Annotated in this window: 18 protein-coding genes; 12 read left to right on the top strand and 6 right to left on the bottom strand. The window is 68.6% G+C overall.

What is annotated here, in order from left to right; translation table 11 throughout:
• From K2Y03_RS11205 to K2Y03_RS11170, 8 genes are all read left to right on the top strand, one after another.
• Positions 1-863, top strand: an 863-nt coding sequence (locus K2Y03_RS11205) for a cbb3-type cytochrome c oxidase subunit I (protein ID WP_294090780.1), incomplete at its 5' end; no start/stop codon positions are given.
• 81 nt (positions 864-944) lie between these two features.
• On the top strand, positions 945-1,850 hold the full coding sequence (locus tag K2Y03_RS11200) for a heme o synthase (protein ID WP_294090779.1): 906 nt from the start codon (positions 945-947) through the stop codon (positions 1,848-1,850).
• The gene (locus tag K2Y03_RS11195; protein WP_294090778.1) at positions 1,850-1,987 is read left to right on the top strand and encodes a hypothetical protein; all 138 of its coding nucleotides are present in this window, start codon (positions 1,850-1,852) and stop codon (positions 1,985-1,987) included. The genes K2Y03_RS11200 and K2Y03_RS11195 overlap by 1 nt, the downstream gene beginning before the upstream one ends.
• Entirely contained in the window at positions 1,984-2,517 is a 534-nt protein-coding gene (locus K2Y03_RS11190) for a cytochrome c oxidase assembly protein (protein WP_294090777.1), read from the top strand. Before K2Y03_RS11195 ends, K2Y03_RS11190 begins: the two co-directional genes overlap by 4 nt.
• A 32-nt stretch (positions 2,518-2,549) precedes the next feature.
• The gene (locus K2Y03_RS11185; protein WP_294090776.1) at positions 2,550-3,410 is read left to right on the top strand and encodes a cytochrome c oxidase subunit 3; all 861 of its coding nucleotides are present in this window, start codon (positions 2,550-2,552) and stop codon (positions 3,408-3,410) included.
• Positions 3,411-3,415: 5 nt separating this feature from the next.
• Complete coding sequence (locus tag K2Y03_RS11180) at positions 3,416-4,087, top strand: SURF1 family protein (RefSeq protein ID WP_294090775.1); 672 nt, start codon at positions 3,416-3,418, stop codon at positions 4,085-4,087.
• 11 nt (positions 4,088-4,098) lie between these two features.
• The gene (gene thrC / locus K2Y03_RS11175) at positions 4,099-5,490 is read left to right on the top strand and encodes a threonine synthase (protein WP_294090774.1); all 1,392 of its coding nucleotides are present in this window, start codon (positions 4,099-4,101) and stop codon (positions 5,488-5,490) included.
• Positions 5,487-6,368, top strand: coding sequence for a class I SAM-dependent methyltransferase (locus K2Y03_RS11170; RefSeq protein ID WP_294090773.1), 882 nt, complete (start codon positions 5,487-5,489; stop codon positions 6,366-6,368). The genes thrC and K2Y03_RS11170 overlap by 4 nt, the downstream gene beginning before the upstream one ends.
• 20 nt (positions 6,369-6,388) lie before the next feature.
• Here K2Y03_RS11170 and K2Y03_RS11165 read toward each other — a convergent pair whose 3' ends face one another.
• Genes K2Y03_RS11165 through K2Y03_RS11155 form a run of 3 tightly spaced genes read right to left on the bottom strand, consistent with a single transcriptional unit; the run spans position 6,389 to position 7,973 of the window.
• The gene (locus K2Y03_RS11165; RefSeq protein WP_294090771.1) at positions 6,389-7,024 is read right to left on the bottom strand and encodes a heme exporter protein CcmB; all 636 of its coding nucleotides are present in this window, start codon (positions 7,022-7,024) and stop codon (positions 6,389-6,391) included.
• The gene (gene ccmA, locus K2Y03_RS11160; protein WP_294090770.1) at positions 7,021-7,590 is read right to left on the bottom strand and encodes a heme ABC exporter ATP-binding protein CcmA; all 570 of its coding nucleotides are present in this window, start codon (positions 7,588-7,590) and stop codon (positions 7,021-7,023) included. The genes K2Y03_RS11165 and ccmA overlap by 4 nt, the downstream gene beginning before the upstream one ends.
• Positions 7,587-7,973 (bottom strand): metallopeptidase family protein, encoded by a 387-nt coding sequence (locus K2Y03_RS11155; protein WP_294090769.1) that lies wholly within the window; start codon positions 7,971-7,973, stop codon positions 7,587-7,589. The genes ccmA and K2Y03_RS11155 overlap by 4 nt, the downstream gene beginning before the upstream one ends.
• A gap of 16 nt (positions 7,974-7,989) precedes the next feature.
• Between K2Y03_RS11155 and K2Y03_RS11150 the strand changes: the two genes are divergently transcribed.
• Positions 7,990-8,310: a 4a-hydroxytetrahydrobiopterin dehydratase gene (locus tag K2Y03_RS11150; RefSeq protein WP_294090768.1), complete on the top strand. Its 321-nt coding sequence runs from the start codon at positions 7,990-7,992 to the stop codon at positions 8,308-8,310.
• Positions 8,311-8,319: 9 nt separating this feature from the next.
• On the opposite strand, the gene K2Y03_RS11145 is transcribed toward K2Y03_RS11150, so the two are convergent.
• Positions 8,320-9,096, bottom strand: a complete 777-nt coding sequence (locus K2Y03_RS11145) for an SDR family oxidoreductase (RefSeq protein ID WP_294090766.1) — start codon at positions 9,094-9,096, stop codon at positions 8,320-8,322.
• 121 nt (positions 9,097-9,217) lie between these two features.
• On the opposite strand from K2Y03_RS11145, the gene K2Y03_RS11140 reads away from it, so the two are divergent.
• Both K2Y03_RS11140 and K2Y03_RS11135 read left to right on the top strand, forming a co-directional pair.
• On the top strand, positions 9,218-10,000 hold the full coding sequence (locus tag K2Y03_RS11140) for an ATP-binding cassette domain-containing protein (RefSeq protein ID WP_294090765.1): 783 nt from the start codon (positions 9,218-9,220) through the stop codon (positions 9,998-10,000).
• Entirely contained in the window at positions 9,997-11,529 is a 1,533-nt protein-coding gene (locus tag K2Y03_RS11135; RefSeq protein ID WP_294090764.1) for an ABC transporter permease/substrate-binding protein, read from the top strand. Before K2Y03_RS11140 ends, K2Y03_RS11135 begins: the two co-directional genes overlap by 4 nt.
• A 33-nt stretch (positions 11,530-11,562) precedes the next feature.
• Here K2Y03_RS11135 and K2Y03_RS11130 read toward each other — a convergent pair whose 3' ends face one another.
• Positions 11,563-11,976, bottom strand: coding sequence for a DUF2147 domain-containing protein (locus K2Y03_RS11130; RefSeq protein WP_294090763.1), 414 nt, complete (start codon positions 11,974-11,976; stop codon positions 11,563-11,565).
• Positions 11,977-12,133: 157 nt separating this feature from the next.
• Between K2Y03_RS11130 and mtnP the strand changes: the two genes are divergently transcribed.
• Positions 12,134-13,003 carry an S-methyl-5'-thioadenosine phosphorylase gene (gene mtnP, locus K2Y03_RS11125; RefSeq protein WP_294090762.1) on the top strand — a complete coding sequence of 290 codons (870 nt, stop codon included), beginning with the start codon at positions 12,134-12,136 and terminating at the stop codon, positions 13,001-13,003.
• A 131-nt stretch (positions 13,004-13,134) separates the two neighbouring features.
• Here the strand turns inward: mtnP and K2Y03_RS11120 are convergent, their stop codons facing one another.
• Complete coding sequence (locus K2Y03_RS11120) at positions 13,135-14,562, bottom strand: glycosyltransferase (protein ID WP_294090761.1); 1,428 nt, start codon at positions 14,560-14,562, stop codon at positions 13,135-13,137.
• Positions 14,563-14,655: the final 93 nt, after the last annotated feature.

Below are 14,655 nucleotides of genomic sequence, written 5' to 3'. Positions count from 1 at the left end.
AGCACCTGTTCTGGTTCTTCGGCCACCCCGAAGTGTACATCATGATCCTGCCGGGCTTCGGCATCGTCAGCCAGATCATCTCCACCTTCTCGAAGAAGCCGGTGTTCGGCTATCTCGGCATGGCCTATGCCATGGTGCTGATCGGCGTTGTTGGATTTGTGGTGTGGGCGCACCACATGTTCACCACCGGTATGAGTGTAAACGTGAAGCTCTACTTCACCGCCGCCACCATGATCATCGCGGTGCCGACCGGCATCAAGATCTTCAGCTGGATCGCCACGATGTGGGGCGGCTCGATCAGCTTTAAGACGCCGATGATGTGGGCGATCGGGTTCATCTTCATGTTCACCGTGGGCGGCGTGACCGGGGTGGTGCTGGCCAATGGCGGCATCGACGATGCCCTGCACGACACCTATTACGTGGTCGCGCACTTCCACTATGTGCTGTCGCTGGGCGCGGTGTTCGCGCTGTTCGCGGGCTTCACCTACTGGTTCCCGAAAATGTCGGGCCGGATGCTGAGCGAGGTGCTGGGCCAGCTGCATTTCTGGGTGTTCTTCGCGGGCGTGAACCTGCTGTTCTTCCCGATGCACTTCCTGGGGCTGCAGGGCATGCCGCGCCGCATGCCCGACTATGCCGACGGCCTGACCACCTACAATGAGTGGGCGTCTTATGGTTACGCCGTGATGCTGGTCGGCATGGTCTTCTTCTTCGTCAACATCTTCTACTCGCTGGTTGCCGGCCGCAAGGCGCCGGGCAATCCGTGGGGCGAAGGCGCGACGACGCTGGAATGGACGCTGTCGAGCCCGCCGCCGTTCCACCAGTTCGAAACGCTGCCGGTGATCGAGGATACGCCGCACCATTAAGGCCCATGGCCCCTTTCCCGGCCGGTGATCGGGAAAGGGGCCTGCCGCTTCCGGGCGGCTTGCGATTGGCAAAGACTGACTATGACCACGCTTACCCTGGCCCAGGGGCTGCCCGCAGACTGGCGCGATTTCGTCGCGCTCACCAAGCCGCGCGTGATGACGCTCGTCGTCTTCACCGGGCTGGCCGGCATGCTGGCGGCACCCACCGCGATCGACCCGGTGCTGGGCTTCACCGCGATCCTGTGCATCGCGCTGGGGGCAGGGGCCGCCGGTGCTCTCAACCAGTGGTATGAGGCGGATATCGACGCGGTGATGAAGCGCACGCGCGGTCGCCCGCTGCCGGCGGGGCGGATGGAGCGCGAGTCGGCGCTGCATTTCGGCGTCGGCCTGTCTGCTTTCTCCGTGCTGCTGATGGGGGTGGCGGTCAACTGGCTCGCGGCCGCGATCCTGGCGGTGTCGATCCTGTTCTACGTGCTGGTCTATACTGTGTGGCTGAAGCGCCGCACGCCGCAGAATATCGTGATCGGCGGGGCCGCCGGCGCGTTTCCGCCGCTGATCGGCTGGGCGGCGGCAACCGGCCAGGTCGCGCTGCTGCCGGTGCTGCTGTTCGCGCTCGTCTTCCTGTGGACGCCGCCGCATTTCTGGGCGCTCGCGCTGTTCGTCGAAACCGATTATGCCGCCGCTGGCGTGCCGATGCTGCCGGTGGTGGCGGGTGAGCGCGCGACACGGCGCCAGATCGGCCTTTACACCGTGCCGATGGCGGCGGCTGCCGTGCTGCCCTGGGCGCTGGGGCTGACCGGGCTGATCTATGGCGCGGTGGCGGGGCTGGCGACGCTCTATTTCGCCTATCTGGCGGTGCGCGTCACCTTCCGCCAGCGGCAGGCGACCGACACGATGCGCCCGGAAAAGCGGCTGTTTGCCTTTTCGATCGTCTATCTCTTCATCCTGTTCGGCGCGGTCGCGGTCGACCGGCTGGTGCTCGCCTGATGACGCCGGCCGAGGAAGAGATGATCCGCGCCCGCCAGCGCAGCCGCGCCCGCGTGATGGGGCTGGTGCTGGGCGCGTTCGTGATTCTGGTCTTCCTGATCGCGATTGCCAAGATCCGCGCCGGGGTGGCGGGATGAACCGCAACGCGCGGACCGCCCTGATTGCCGCCCTCGGCGTGTGCGGGATGACCGGGCTCGGCTATGCGAGCGTCCCGCTCTACCGCATGTTCTGCGAGGCGACCGGGCTGAACGGCACCACCCAGCGTGCCCTGCGCGCGCCGGGCGCCGTCAACGCCACGGTGCGCGTCGATTTCGACAGCAATGTCAGCGCCGGCCTGCCCTGGCGGTTCCAGCCAGAGAACCGGTCGCAGACGGTGCGGCTGGGCGCGCGCAACCTCGCCATCTTCACCGCGACCAACACCAGCGACAAGACGATCACCGGCACCGCCGCGTTCAACGTCACCCCCGATCAGGCGGGGCGCTATTTCAGCAAGATCCAGTGCTTCTGCTTCAGCCAGCAGACGCTGAAGCCGCATGAGACGGTGCGCATGCCCGTCATCTTCTTCGTCGACCCGGCCATGCTGAAGGATGCGGACGCCGCCGACGTGCAGACCATCACCTTGAGCTATACCTTTTATCCGGTGGATTCCGGCGCCGGCCAAGGGTAGAGCAGACCTGTAAAGCGAGTTGAGGAAAGACAATGGCAGGGGCCAAAACGCACGATTTTCACATTCTTCCGCCCAGCATCTGGCCGCTGGTTGGCGCTGTTTCGGCTGGCATCATGGCAACCGGCGGCATCATGTGGATGCACAAGGCGGCCTGGGGCGGCCAGCTGTTTGGCGTCGGCCTGATGGGCGTGCTCGCCACCATGTTCCTGTGGTGGGGCGATGTGATCCGCGAAGCGCACAAGGGTGACCATACCCCCGTGGTGCAGCTGCACCTGCGCTATGGCATGATCCTGTTCATCGCATCGGAAGTGATGTTCTTCCTCGGCTGGTTCTGGGCCTATTTCGACTTCTCGCTGTTCCCCGCGCCGGTTGAATATGTCGCGAAGGAAGTCACCCGCCTGCCCGAGACGGTGACGCAGATTTACGGCACCTGGCCGCCCAAGGGGCTGGAGGTGATCAACGCCTTCGGCTTCCCGCTGCTCAACACCGTCATCCTGCTGCTGTCGGGCACCACGGTCACCTGGGCGCACCACGCGCTGATCCATGGCGACCGCGAGGGCACCAAGCGCGGCCTGTGGATCACCATCCTGCTCGGCCTGCTGTTCAGCTCGATTCAGGCCTATGAGTATATGGAAGCGCCGTTCCCCTTTGCGGGCATCAATTATGGCGCGGCCTTCTTCATGGCGACCGGCTTCCACGGCTTCCACGTCATCATTGGCACGATCTTCCTGATCGTGTGCCTGGCGCGCGTCTATGCCGGCCACTTCACCCCCCGCCAGCATTTCGGCTTCGAAGCCGCCGCCTGGTACTGGCACTTTGTCGACGTGGTGTGGCTGTTCCTGTTCGTCTCCATCTATGTCTGGGGCGGCTGGGGCGCGACGGTCCACGGCTGACCGGCATGACCGGCGGGGAGAATGCCGGCGTGCCGCCCCCGCCGGCCCGCCCCCGGCGGGTGCCGGTATTCGCGACATTGCTCGTTGTCGCCGCCGTCGCAACGATGGTGGCGCTCGGCATCTGGCAATTGCAGCGCAAGGGCGAGAAGGAAGCGCTGATCGCGCGCTATGCCGCCAATCGTGCGCTGCCGCCGGTTGCCTTTCCCAATATCCCCACCGATCAGGCGCTGCTGTTCCGGCATACGACCGCCTTCTGCCTGTCCGTCACCGGCTGGCGGGTTGAGGGCGCGGGCAAGGCCGGCTGGCGCTATCTGGCGCGCTGCCGCACCGGGGCGGAAGGGCCGGGTTTCATGGCCGACATGGGCACCAGCCCCAACCCGCGCGCCAACCCGGCGTGGAAGGGTGGCGCAGTGAGCGGCATCATCGTTCCCGCGCCCGGCCATGCCAGCTGGATCGCGGGGCTGCTGGCGCCGGCGCCGAAGACGCTGATGATCGTCGCCGCCGCGCCCGCGCCGGGGCTGGCGGCAAGTGCGACACCCGATCCGCAATCCATCCCCAACAACCATCTGGTCTATGCCATCCAGTGGTTCTTCTTCGCCAGTGCAGCGGGGGTGATCTATGCGCTGGCGCTGCGGCAGCGGCTGGCGGGGCGGGCCGAACCGCCGCCCGGCGCGTGATCGACCCCGCGATGCACTATCTCAGCACCCGGGGAACCGCGCCTGTGCTGGATTTCCGCGCGGCGACGCTTGCCGGTCTCGCCAGCGATGGCGGGCTCTATGTGCCCGCGCAGTGGCCGCGCTTCTCGGCCGACGACATCGCCGGACTGGCCGGGCTGTCCTATGCGGAGACGGCGGCCAGGGTACTGGCGCCTTTTGTCGGTGATGCCCTGGCGCCCGCCGAGCTTCGGCAGTTGTGCGGGCAGGCCTATGGCGGCTTTGCCCATGCCGCCGTCGCGCCGCTCGTTCAGCTCGACGCGCAGCACTGGCTGCTCGAGCTTTTCCACGGGCCAACGCTTGCCTTCAAGGATGTCGCGCTGCAGCTGCTGGGCCTGTTGTTTGAGCGCTTCCTGGCCGATGACGCGCGCGCGCTGACGGTGATCGGTGCCACCTCCGGGGATACCGGTTCGGCGGCAATCGCGGCGCTTGCCGGGCGCGCTGGCGTCGACATCTTCATGCTCCATCCGCGCGGGCGCATTTCCGACGTGCAGCGCCGCCAGATGACGACGGTCCTATCGCCCAACGTTCACAACATCGCGATCGAGGGCAGCTTCGACGATGCGCAGGCGCTGGTGAAGGCGATGTTCGCGGCGCCCGGTTTTGCCGACCGCTTCGCGCTGTCGGCGGTCAATTCGATCAACTGGGCGCGGCTGGCGGCGCAGATCGTCTATTATTTCTATGCCGCCGTCCGGCTGGGCGCCCCGGCGCGGCCGATTGCCTTTTCGGTGCCGACGGGCAATTTCGGCGATGTCTATGCCGGCTATGTCGCCGCGCAGATGGGGCTGCCGGTCGCGCGGCTGATCGTTGCCACCAACGAGAATGACATTCTGCACCGCGCCTTTGCCACCGGCCACTATGCCGCCGGTGAGGTGGTGCCGACGCAGGCGCCGTCGATGGATATTCAGGTTTCCAGCAATTTCGAGCGGCTGCTGTTCGACCTGAACGACCGCGACGGGGCGGCGACGGCAGCGCAGATGGCAAGTTTTGATCGTGATCGGCGATTGGCGCTGTCGCCCGCGCAGCGCGCGCGCGCGGCCCTCTTCGCCAGCGCGCGGATCGACGGCGCGGTAATGGCGCAAGCGATGCGCTGGGCCTGGGACGAGGCCGGCATGCTGATCGACCCGCACACCGCCATTGGCCTGGCCGCCGCACGGGGCGCCGCTGGCATCGATGCGCCGATCGTGACGCTGGCCACCGCGCACCCGGCCAAGTTCCGCGATGCGGTGGAGCGGGCGACCGGGCGGCGTCCGCCGCTGCCGGCGCGGCTGGGCGACCTGTTCGCGCGCGAAGAGCGATGCGCCACGCTCCCGGCGACGCTGTCTGCCGTCACTGATTATATTGCCGCGCGGGCGCGCGCCGCATGACGCTGCAGACGCTGATCGCCGAACCCTGGGCGGATTATGGCCTGGTCGATTGCGGGCATGGCCGCAAGCTGGAACGCTATGGCCGCTTCCGCTTCATCCGGCCCGAGCCGCAGGCGCTGTGGGCGCCGGCCTCGGCCGACTGGCGCGCCGATGGCGAATTCGTGCCCGGCGCGGACGAGGATGGCGGGGGCCGCTGGCAGTTCGCCACCCCGGTCCCGCGCGAGGGGTGGCCGCTTAGCTGGCACGAGGCGCGCTTCACCGCCCAGACCACGCCCTTTCGGCATCTGGGCTTCTTCCCCGACATGGCGCCGATATGGGGCTGGATGCGCGGGCAGCTGGGCGATGCGCCGGCACCCAGCTGCCTCAACCTGTTCGGCTATACCGGCGTCGGCACGCTGGCGCTGGCCGCCAGGGGCGCGCAGATGGTGCATGTCGATGCCTCGAAAAAGTCGGTGGAGGCGGCGCGCGGTAATGCGGCGCTCAGTGGCCTTGCCGATGCGCCGGTGCGCTGGATCGTCGACGATGCGACCAAATTCGTCGCGCGCGAGGTGCGGCGCGGCCGGCGTTATGACGGTATCCTGCTCGACCCGCCCAAATATGGTCGCGGGCCGGAAGGGGAAGTGTGGAAGCTGGAGGAGGGGCTGCCCGGCCTGATCGCCGACTGCCGGCGCCTGCTCGACCGCGAGTCGCGCTTCCTGTTCCTCACTGTCTATGCGGTGCGGATGTCGGCGCTGGCGCTGGAGGAATTGCTGCGCCAGGCGCTGGGCGATCTGGGTGGCGTGGTGGAAGCGGGCGAACTGGCTGTGCGCGAGGAAGCGCGCGGGCTGTTGCTGCCGACCGCTATCTGGGCGCGCTGGTCACGCGGGGCTGAGGGCTGACCGTGGCGCCGGCCGCCTGATCAGTCGCGCCCCGCCCGGATGGCCGCCGCCCAAAGCAGCGGCGCGCCGGCAAGCAGCAGCAGCGTGACCGCGCCCAGCAGTTTGAGCGCGCCCGGCCCGCCCGAACTGGCGCCTGCCCCGAAGATCACCAGCGGCACCCCGAGCGGCAGCATCACCAGCCCGGCGACCGCGCCGCTGCCCCGCATGCCCGCCACCAGCGCCGATGTCGCCACCGCCAGCGCCGCCAGCCCCGGCGTGCCGATGAGCAGCGCCAGCTCGACTATGCCCAGCTCCGCCGCGCCCATGCCGAACAGCCCGCCGGCCAGCAGCGCCGCCAGCATCATCGGCGGGCCGAAGCTCAGCCAGTGCGCCGCGAGCTTGGCCGCGCCGACCAGCGTCAGCGAAATGCCGCGCACGGCGAGCTGATCGAGCACGCCCGCCTCCACATCGGGCGTCGCCAGCCGCTCCACCGGCAGCAGCGCGGCGAGCAGCGCGGCGGCCCAGATCACCCCGGCGCCGGCGCGGGCGAGCAGGGCACGATCCGGTCCGATGCCGAACGGGAACAGCACCGCCACCAGCAGGAAAAAGGCGATGGGCAGCACCGCGCTGCCTCCCGCAATCGCCCGGCGCAGATCGCGCAGCAGCAGCGCGGTCATCCCAGCCGCACCTCCGCCATGCCGGGCAGGGCAAGCGGCTGGTGGGTGGCGAGCAGGATCGCGCCGCCCGCCGCCCGGTGCGCCGCCATCAGTGCTTCCAGCCGCGCGGTTGCCGCCTGATCGAGCCCGCTTGCCGGCTCGTCGAGCAGCCAGACGGGTTGCCGCGCCGCCAGCAGCGGCACCATCGCCGCGCGCCGCCGTTGCCCGGTCGACAGCAGCCGCACCGGCACCTGGGCGAGTGCGGCCAGCCCCGCCGCTTCCAGCGCCTGTGCCACCGCGCCGCGCACGCCGTCGAGCGTTGCCCAGAAACCGAGTGCCTGGGCCAGCGTGCGGTCGCCATCGAGCGCGTGCAGCTCGCCCAGCCAGCCGCGCGGGGCCGTGCCGACCACGCGGCCGGCAGCGGGAGAGAGCAGCCCGGCGGCGATCCGCAACAGGCTGGACTTGCCGGTGCCGTTCGGCCCGCTCACCAGCAGCGCGTCGCCCGCGCCAAGCGAGAAGCTCAGATTTTCGAACAAGGTGCGGCCGCCGCGCGCGCCGGTGACGCCGTCAAACGCGATCAGGCTCACGCCGCCGCTTCCAGCGCGTGCATGTCTGCATCCGACAGGCCGAAATGATGGCCCACCTCGTGGATGACAATATGCGCGACCAGCGCGTCCAGCCGCACCCCGGTTGCGCTCCATTCGTCCAGGATCGCGCGGCGATAAAGATGGATGCGGTCGGGCAGGTCGCCCGAGGCCAGCGCCTTTTCCCCCACCGGCCGCCCGACATAGAGCCCGGTCAGATCGAACGGATCGTCGATGCCCATCTGATCGAGCGTTTCGTCATCGGCAAATTCCTCGACGATCAGCACCACGCCCTCCAGATGCTGCGCGAAGGGCCCGGGCAGCCGGTCGAGCGTGGCGCGGGCAAGACCTTCGATCGCTTCCAGGGATGGCGCTTGCCCGTACATGCGATGGTGATAGGCGTTGGAGCAACAATGTCGCAAGGGGAGCCGGATGATCGAGCCGCTGAACGAAACCGAACGCGCCGAAGCGCTGGATGGCCTGCCCGACTGGGATTTTGACGAGGAGCGCGACGGTATCCGCCGCACCTTCAACTTTGCTGATTTCGTCGAGGCGTTCGGCTTCATGACGCAGGTCGCGCTGCTCGCCGAAAAGGCCGACCACCACCCCGAATGGTTCAACGTGTGGAACCGGGTGGAAATCCTGCTGACCACCCACGATGCCGGCGGCCTTTCCGCCCGCGACATCGAGCTGGCACAGGCGATCGACGCGCTGGCGGAATAGCCGGCCCGCTCAGCGCATCGCCCGGCGCCGCAGCTGCTTGCGCAGGCCCCCGGGCATCCAGCGCGCGGCAAAGGCCATGCGCCGCGCGGTCTTGCCGACCACGGTGTGGACCGCATCGCCATGCACCGCGCGCCACGCCGCCTCGGCCGCGTCGACAACGGGGGTGATCTCCATCCCGCCGGCGCGCACGGTTTCGCGCACATTGTGGTTGGTGCCGGCCACGCCCGCGTCGAGCAGCGGCGTTTCGATGAAGCTGGGCATCAGCGAGCGGACGCGAATCCCATCTGCCGCCCATTCGATATCGAGCGATTCGGTCAGGCCGCGCACCGCGAATTTGGTCGCGGCATAGATGCCGATGCCCGGGCCGCCATAGATGCCGGCGGCCGATGCCGTGTTGAGCAGACAGCCACCGGCCGCCTTCAGGTGGCGGTGGCCGATCTTTGCCCCGTTCACCACGCCCATCAGGTTGATCGCCACCACCCGGTCGATCTCGTCCCAGCTATTGACGATCAGCGGGCCGCCCACCGCGATGCCGGCATTGTTCATCAGCACGTCGATGCCGCCATCCGGGCCGGCGAAATCGGCCAGCGCTGCCTGCCACTGGTCGCGGTCGCGCACGTCCATCACATGGGTGCTCGCGCGCCCGGCCGGCAGCGATGCCGCCGTCTGCGCAAGGGCTGTGGCATTGATGTCCGCCAGCCCCACCTGCCAGCCGCGCTCGGCAAACAGCCGTGCCGTCGCCGCGCCGATGCCCGATCCGCCGCCGGTAATGAAAATCCGCTTCATGCCACGCCCCTGTTGTCCGCTCCCCGCCTATTGGGGCCGGCGCGGGCGCGGACGCAAGCGCTTTGGCGGGCGTGGCGCCGGCGGTTTGACCTTGGCGCGCTGATCGCCCATCACTCTGGCGATGGCGCGCGGCCCTTCCCATGGACCCTCGGTGAGCTTTGCTAGCGTCGCCAAGCATTATCCGGGCGGTGTCACGGCGGTTGCCGGCGTCACGCTCACCATCGCGCCGGGCAGTCTGGTGGCGCTGGTCGGCGGCTCGGGCTCGGGCAAGTCGACGCTGCTGAAGACGATCAACCGGCTGATCGAGCCGAGCGCGGGCACAGTGCTGGTCAACGGCGCCGACGTGGCCGAAGAAAAACCGCACCTGCTGCGCCGGCGGATCGGCTATATCTTTCAGAACACGGGGCTTTTCCCGCACATGACGGTGGCGGAAAACATCGCCATCGGCCGTCGGCTGATGGGCCTGAAGGACCATGGTGCGCGGGTGGCCGAATTGCTCGATCTGGTCGAGCTGCCGCGCGATTTTGCCGCCCGGCTGCCCGATGCGCTGTCGGGCGGGCAGCGCCAGCGCGTGGGGGTGGCGCGCGCGCTGGCGACCGAGCCGGGGCTGCTGCTGATGGATGAGCCGTTCGGCGCGCTCGACCCCGTAACCCGCGATTCGCTGGGCACGTCGCTGCGCGCGCTGCACGACCGGCTGGGCCTGACCACGATCATGGTGACGCACGACATGGCCGAGGCGCTGCTGCTCGCCGACCGGGTGCTGGTGATGAGCGCGGGACAGGTGGTGACCGATTTGCCACCGGCAGCGCTGCTGGCGGGCGAGGGGAGCGCGGAGGCCGCCGCGCTGGTCGCCGTGCCGCGCGAGCAGGCCCGCCGGCTGGCCGCATTGGACAAGCGGCCATGAGCCCGTTTCTGGAAGCCATGCGCCGCGTGCCGGACCTGCTCGCCGCGCATCTGCTGCTGGCGGCATCGGCGCTGGCGCTGGGGCTGGCGATCAGCCTGCCGCTGGCGATCTGGTCGGCGCGGCGGCCGTTCGTCGCCCGCGCGGCGCTGGGCTTTGCGAGCCTGGTTCAGACCATCCCCAGCCTTGCGCTGCTGGCTTTGTTCTATCCGCTGCTGCTCAGCCTCTCGGCGCTGGTGGGGGGCGGCATTCCGGCGCTCGGTTTTCTGCCGTCGATGCTGGCGCTGACGCTCTATGCGATCCTGCCGATCCTGCGCAACGGCGTGACCGGGCTCGCCACGCTCGACCCCGCCGTGATCGAGGCGGCCGACGGCGTCGGCATGACCGGCTGGCAAAAGCTGCGGCTGGTCGAGGCGCCGTTGGTCTCGCCGGTGCTGATGGCGGGCATCCGTACCGCGGCTGTGTGGACGATAGGCGCTGCGACACTGTCCACGACAGTCGGCCAGCCGTCGCTGGGCGACATGATCTTTGCCGGCCTGCAGACGCAGAACTGGGCGCTGGTGCTGGCCGGCTGCGTCAGTGCCGCCGCGCTGGCGCTGGCGGTGGATGCGCTGCTGGGGCAGGTGGAACATGGCATCGCCACGCGCCAGCGCGTGCGGGCCGGCGTGGCACTTGCCGCCCTTGCCGCCGGCATCCTGGCCGCGCTGTCGCCGATGCTGGGCACGCGCGCGCCGGCGGTGGTGGTGGGCGCGAAGGGCTTTGGCGAGCAATATATCCTGGCCCGGCTGATCGGCCACCGGCTGGAGGCGGCCGGCTACCGCGTCACCTATCGCGAGGGGCTGGGTTCGGCGGTGGTGTTCGGCGCGTTGAAGGCGGGCGATGTCGATGTCTATGTCGATTATTCGGGCACGTTGTTCACCAACGAGATGAAGCGGCAGGACGTACTGCCCCGCCCCGCGATGGTGCGCGCCGTCGCGGACTGGGCCGGGCGGCAGCACGGCATCAGGCTGGTCGGCGCGCTGGGGTTTGAAAATGCCTATGCCTTTGCGATGCGCGGCGATGATGCGGCGCGGCGCGGCATCCGCACGCTTGACGATCTGACCGATCAGGCCGCGGCGCTGAAAATGGGCACCGATCTGGAGTTTCTGGAGCGGCCCGAATGGGCAGCGGTGAAGCGCGCCTATCCGCTGGGGTTCAAGGCGACACAGGCCTATTCGCCCACCTTCATGTACCGCGCCATCGCCAGCGGCGAGGCCGACGTGATTACGGCGTTCTCATCCGATGGCCGGATCGCGGCGCAGAAGCTGACGGTGCTTGCGGACCCCAAGGGGGCGATCCCCGGCTATGATGCGGTGCTGCTGATCGGGCGCCGCCACGCCGGCGATGCGGCCTTTGTCGGCGCGCTCAAGCCCCTGATCGACGCCATTCCGGTCGCGACGATGCGCGAGGCCAATTACATGGTCGACCGCGACCGCAACAAGGCCAGCCCCGAAGCCGCCGCCCGCTGGCTGGAGCGCCAGATCGGGCGGTAGAGCTTTAGGCGGCACCAGCCCGCTCAGAGCGTATCAGCGCCGCGGCTGCCAGATCTGGGTGCGGCACAGCACCGCTGCCAGGCACCCCTTCACCTGCAGCGTGCCGTCGGGCAGGCGCTGGACATAGGCGGCGTAATCGCGGCCATCTTCGGGGCTGTAGATGCGGCCCTGCCAGTCGCTGCCCGAGTCCTTCAGATTGGGCAGAATGGTCAGCCCCTCGATCTTGCGGCCCTTCAGCGCAGGGTCGGGGTTGCGTTCGTCAAGGCCGGTGCTGCCCGGGCGCGGCTTCAGGATCTTGACGATCCGGCCGCACATCCCCTGACCGCATTTGGCGATGCGCACGACAGCGCGGCCATTTTCGGTCAGCCACTGGCCGGTCAGCGGTTCCGACGCGTGCGCGGCGACCGGCACGGCAACAATCAACGAAACAGCGGCAATCAGGCGCATTGAAAACTCCCCCAAGTTGATGGCCGGGGGTTTAGCCGTTCATTTCGTACCCGTCCACGCCGCCCGGCCGATCAAACAGGGCGCTGGTCGCACGAGACCATTGCCCAATCGCGCGCGCATCGGCATGGGCGTCGCTTCAACAGCGGGGGATAGGGGCATGGGCGGCTGGACCATCGGCATCATTGGCGGATCAGGGCTCTATGCGATCGACGGACTGGAGGAGGCCGAGTGGCGCGCAGTCGACACGCCCTTTGGCGCGCCGTCCGACCAGCTGCTGTTCGGGCGGGTCGGCGCGGTCAACATCGTGTTCCTGCCGCGCCACGGCCGTGGCCATGTCATCCCGCCCAGCGAGCTGAACGCCCGCGCCAACATCTATGCGCTGAAGGCCGCCGGCGTCACCGACGTACTCGCCATTTCGTCGATCGGCAGCCTGCAGGAAGAGCTGGAGCCGGGCCGCTTCGTGATCGTCGAGCAGTTCATCGACCGCACCACCCAGCGCAACCCCAGCTTCTTCGGGCGCGGCCTCGTTGCGCATGTCTCGATGGCTGAGCCCGTCTGCCCGCGCCTGTCGGGCTTTGCTGCCGCCGCCGTTGCCCGGGCGGGCGGCAAGCTGAGCGAGGGGGCCACCTATCTGGCGATGGAGGGACCGCAATTTTCCAGCCGCGCCGAAAGCCTGCTCTACCGCCAATGGGGCGCCGACGTGATCGGCATGACCGCGATGCCCGAGGCGCGCCTGGCCCGCGAGGCGGAGCTGCCCTATGCGCTGATCGGCATGGTGACCGATTATGATTGCTGGCGCGAGAGCGAGGCGCATGTCGAGGTCAGCGAGGTGATTCGCCAGATGCACGCCAATGGCGATCTCGCCCGGCGCAGCGTGGCGCATTTTCTCGCCGCGCTTCCACCGGAGCGTACGCCCTCGCCGCTCGACACGGTGCTCGACGCCGCGCTGATCACCGCACCCGACCACCGCGACCCGGCGCTGATCGCCAAGCTTACGCCACTGCTGGCGCGGGTGCTGGGGGGCTGATCGGTTTTTTGCAGCGTAGAAGCGGCGCCGGCCCGCTCCCCCACCCGGCCTCCCACGGGCGTATCCTGATGGGTGGCCGGGTGGGGGAGTGGGCCGGTGCGGTAACCGTTTCAGCCAAGCTGACACCAGCCCTAACGGCCAGCGCCGATGGCCGTGCGGTGCTGCCGCCCCCAGGTTTCGCGCCCGGTCAGGAAGGCATGCCAGCCCCAGATTGCGCCGGCATGGCGCAGCAGCTGGAAACTGAACGGCTCCAGGATGGAGGCAAGCAGCGCCCAGCGCGTGCTGAGCCCGGTGCCGTGGCCGGTCCAGCGGCGATAGAGGTGCAGCGACCACAGATGGAATGAGAGATCGAGCACGACCTTTGCCAGCATCACGCCGACAATCGCGCCGGCGGTGAACAGCCGCCCCGTCGCCAGCAGCCAGATCAGGATGGCAAAGGCCGTGATGCCATAGACAGGCTGCAGCGTGTCAAGCGTCTTGACCGGCATATGCGCGGTGCCCAGCGTGCCGAAGCGCGCATTGCCGATCATGTCGCGGTTCCAATATTGCGTCTGCAGATAGCCGCCGAACCAGCGCCGCCGTTGCTTCAGGAACCCCAGGAACGACGCCGGCGCATCGGTGCGTGCGGTGGCGCCGCCCACCACCCGCACGCGCCAGTCGAGCCCGCGGTCGGCGGCATGGCGGTGGAGCCGGTGGATCAGCTCATAATCCTCGACCAGACAACCGGGGTCGAACCCGCCGACCTTCAGCAGCGCGCTCAGCCGATAGGCGCCGAACGCGCCCGAGACGAGCAACAAGCTGCGCACCTGCATCCAGGCATGGCGCGACAGGAAGTTGCGGACATATTCGTATCGCTGGAACCATTCGAAGAAGCGCCCCTTGGCACCCGGTCCGCAGATCGGCACCAGCACGCCGGTGGCGGCGACCAGTTCGGGCTCGGCGGCAAAGGCCGCGCGCATCGCCGTCAGCGCGCCCGGATCGAGCAGGGTGTCGGCATCGACCGTCAGCACCAGATCAGTCTCCGCGCACTGGATCGCGGCGTTCAGCGCGCGTGCCTTGCCGCCATGGGGCAGGCGCAGCCAGCGCAGCACCGGAAGGCCGGATGCGGGCGCGCTCAACTGGCCCATGTCCGGCGTAATCAGGCCATAGGCGCGCGCCAGCATGTCGGCCGTAGCATCGGTGGAGCCATCGTCCGCGATCAGAATCTGTTCGGGCGGCCCCTCCTGCGCCATCAGGTGCGCGATCGTGGTTTCCAGCACGCCCGCCTCGTTATGCGCGGCGATGATGACGCCCAGCGTCGGCCGCGCGACTGTGGCGTCGGCCGCTGGTGCGGGTGCGTTGCCCAGCCCCCGGATGTGCCATGCCGTGAACGCCAGCAGCACCGTATCGTACAGGATATAGGCCAGCCCCACCGACCAGCCCCATAGATCGGACCGCAGGGCGAGCTGCACCAGCGTCAGCGCAAACAGCAGCACGCCAGCCCCCGCAATCGCATAAGCGCGCAGCGGCACCGGGCGGGGCGTGAAGCGCGGCGATTCCGCGATGAGCGACCTGTGCATGAAAGTCATCGCGGAAAAAGGCCAATCCTGGATTGCTGCAGCGCGTCTGCTCGCTAAACTAGGGATTGCCGCGTTGCCCTGCCAGTGCACGGG

Source organism: Sphingomonas sp. (assembly GCF_019746015.1).
In the GTDB taxonomy this organism is placed as follows: domain Bacteria; phylum Pseudomonadota; class Alphaproteobacteria; order Sphingomonadales; family Sphingomonadaceae; genus Sphingomonas.
Note: the sequence above shows the minus strand (reverse complement) of the source record. Positions and strands in the feature narration are given on the sequence as shown.

Bases quoted from the DNA above. Each gene is read 5' to 3' on its own strand.
- K2Y03_RS11200 (WP_294090779.1), top strand. From the start codon at position 945: ATGACCACGCTTACCCTGGCCCAGGGGCTGCCCGCAGACTGGCGCGAT.
- K2Y03_RS11195 (WP_294090778.1), top strand. From the start codon at position 1,850: ATGACGCCGGCCGAGGAAGAGATGATCCGCGCCCGCCAGCGCAGCCGC.
- K2Y03_RS11190 (WP_294090777.1), top strand. From the start codon at position 1,984: ATGAACCGCAACGCGCGGACCGCCCTGATTGCCGCCCTCGGCGTGTGC.
- K2Y03_RS11185 (WP_294090776.1), top strand. From the start codon at position 2,550: ATGGCAGGGGCCAAAACGCACGATTTTCACATTCTTCCGCCCAGCATC.
- K2Y03_RS11180 (WP_294090775.1), top strand. From the start codon at position 3,416: ATGACCGGCGGGGAGAATGCCGGCGTGCCGCCCCCGCCGGCCCGCCCC.
- thrC (WP_294090774.1), top strand. From the start codon at position 4,099: ATGCACTATCTCAGCACCCGGGGAACCGCGCCTGTGCTGGATTTCCGC.
- K2Y03_RS11170 (WP_294090773.1), top strand. From the start codon at position 5,487: ATGACGCTGCAGACGCTGATCGCCGAACCCTGGGCGGATTATGGCCTG.
- K2Y03_RS11165 (WP_294090771.1), bottom strand. From the start codon at position 7,024: ATGACCGCGCTGCTGCTGCGCGATCTGCGCCGGGCGATTGCGGGAGGC.
- K2Y03_RS11155 (WP_294090769.1), bottom strand. From the start codon at position 7,973: ATGTACGGGCAAGCGCCATCCCTGGAAGCGATCGAAGGTCTTGCCCGC.
- K2Y03_RS11145 (WP_294090766.1), bottom strand. From the start codon at position 9,096: ATGAAGCGGATTTTCATTACCGGCGGCGGATCGGGCATCGGCGCGGCG.
- K2Y03_RS11140 (WP_294090765.1), top strand. From the start codon at position 9,218: ATGGCGCGCGGCCCTTCCCATGGACCCTCGGTGAGCTTTGCTAGCGTC.
- K2Y03_RS11135 (WP_294090764.1), top strand. From the start codon at position 9,997: ATGAGCCCGTTTCTGGAAGCCATGCGCCGCGTGCCGGACCTGCTCGCC.
- K2Y03_RS11130 (WP_294090763.1), bottom strand. From the start codon at position 11,976: ATGCGCCTGATTGCCGCTGTTTCGTTGATTGTTGCCGTGCCGGTCGCC.
- mtnP (WP_294090762.1), top strand. From the start codon at position 12,134: ATGGGCGGCTGGACCATCGGCATCATTGGCGGATCAGGGCTCTATGCG.
- K2Y03_RS11120 (WP_294090761.1), bottom strand. From the start codon at position 14,562: ATGCACAGGTCGCTCATCGCGGAATCGCCGCGCTTCACGCCCCGCCCG.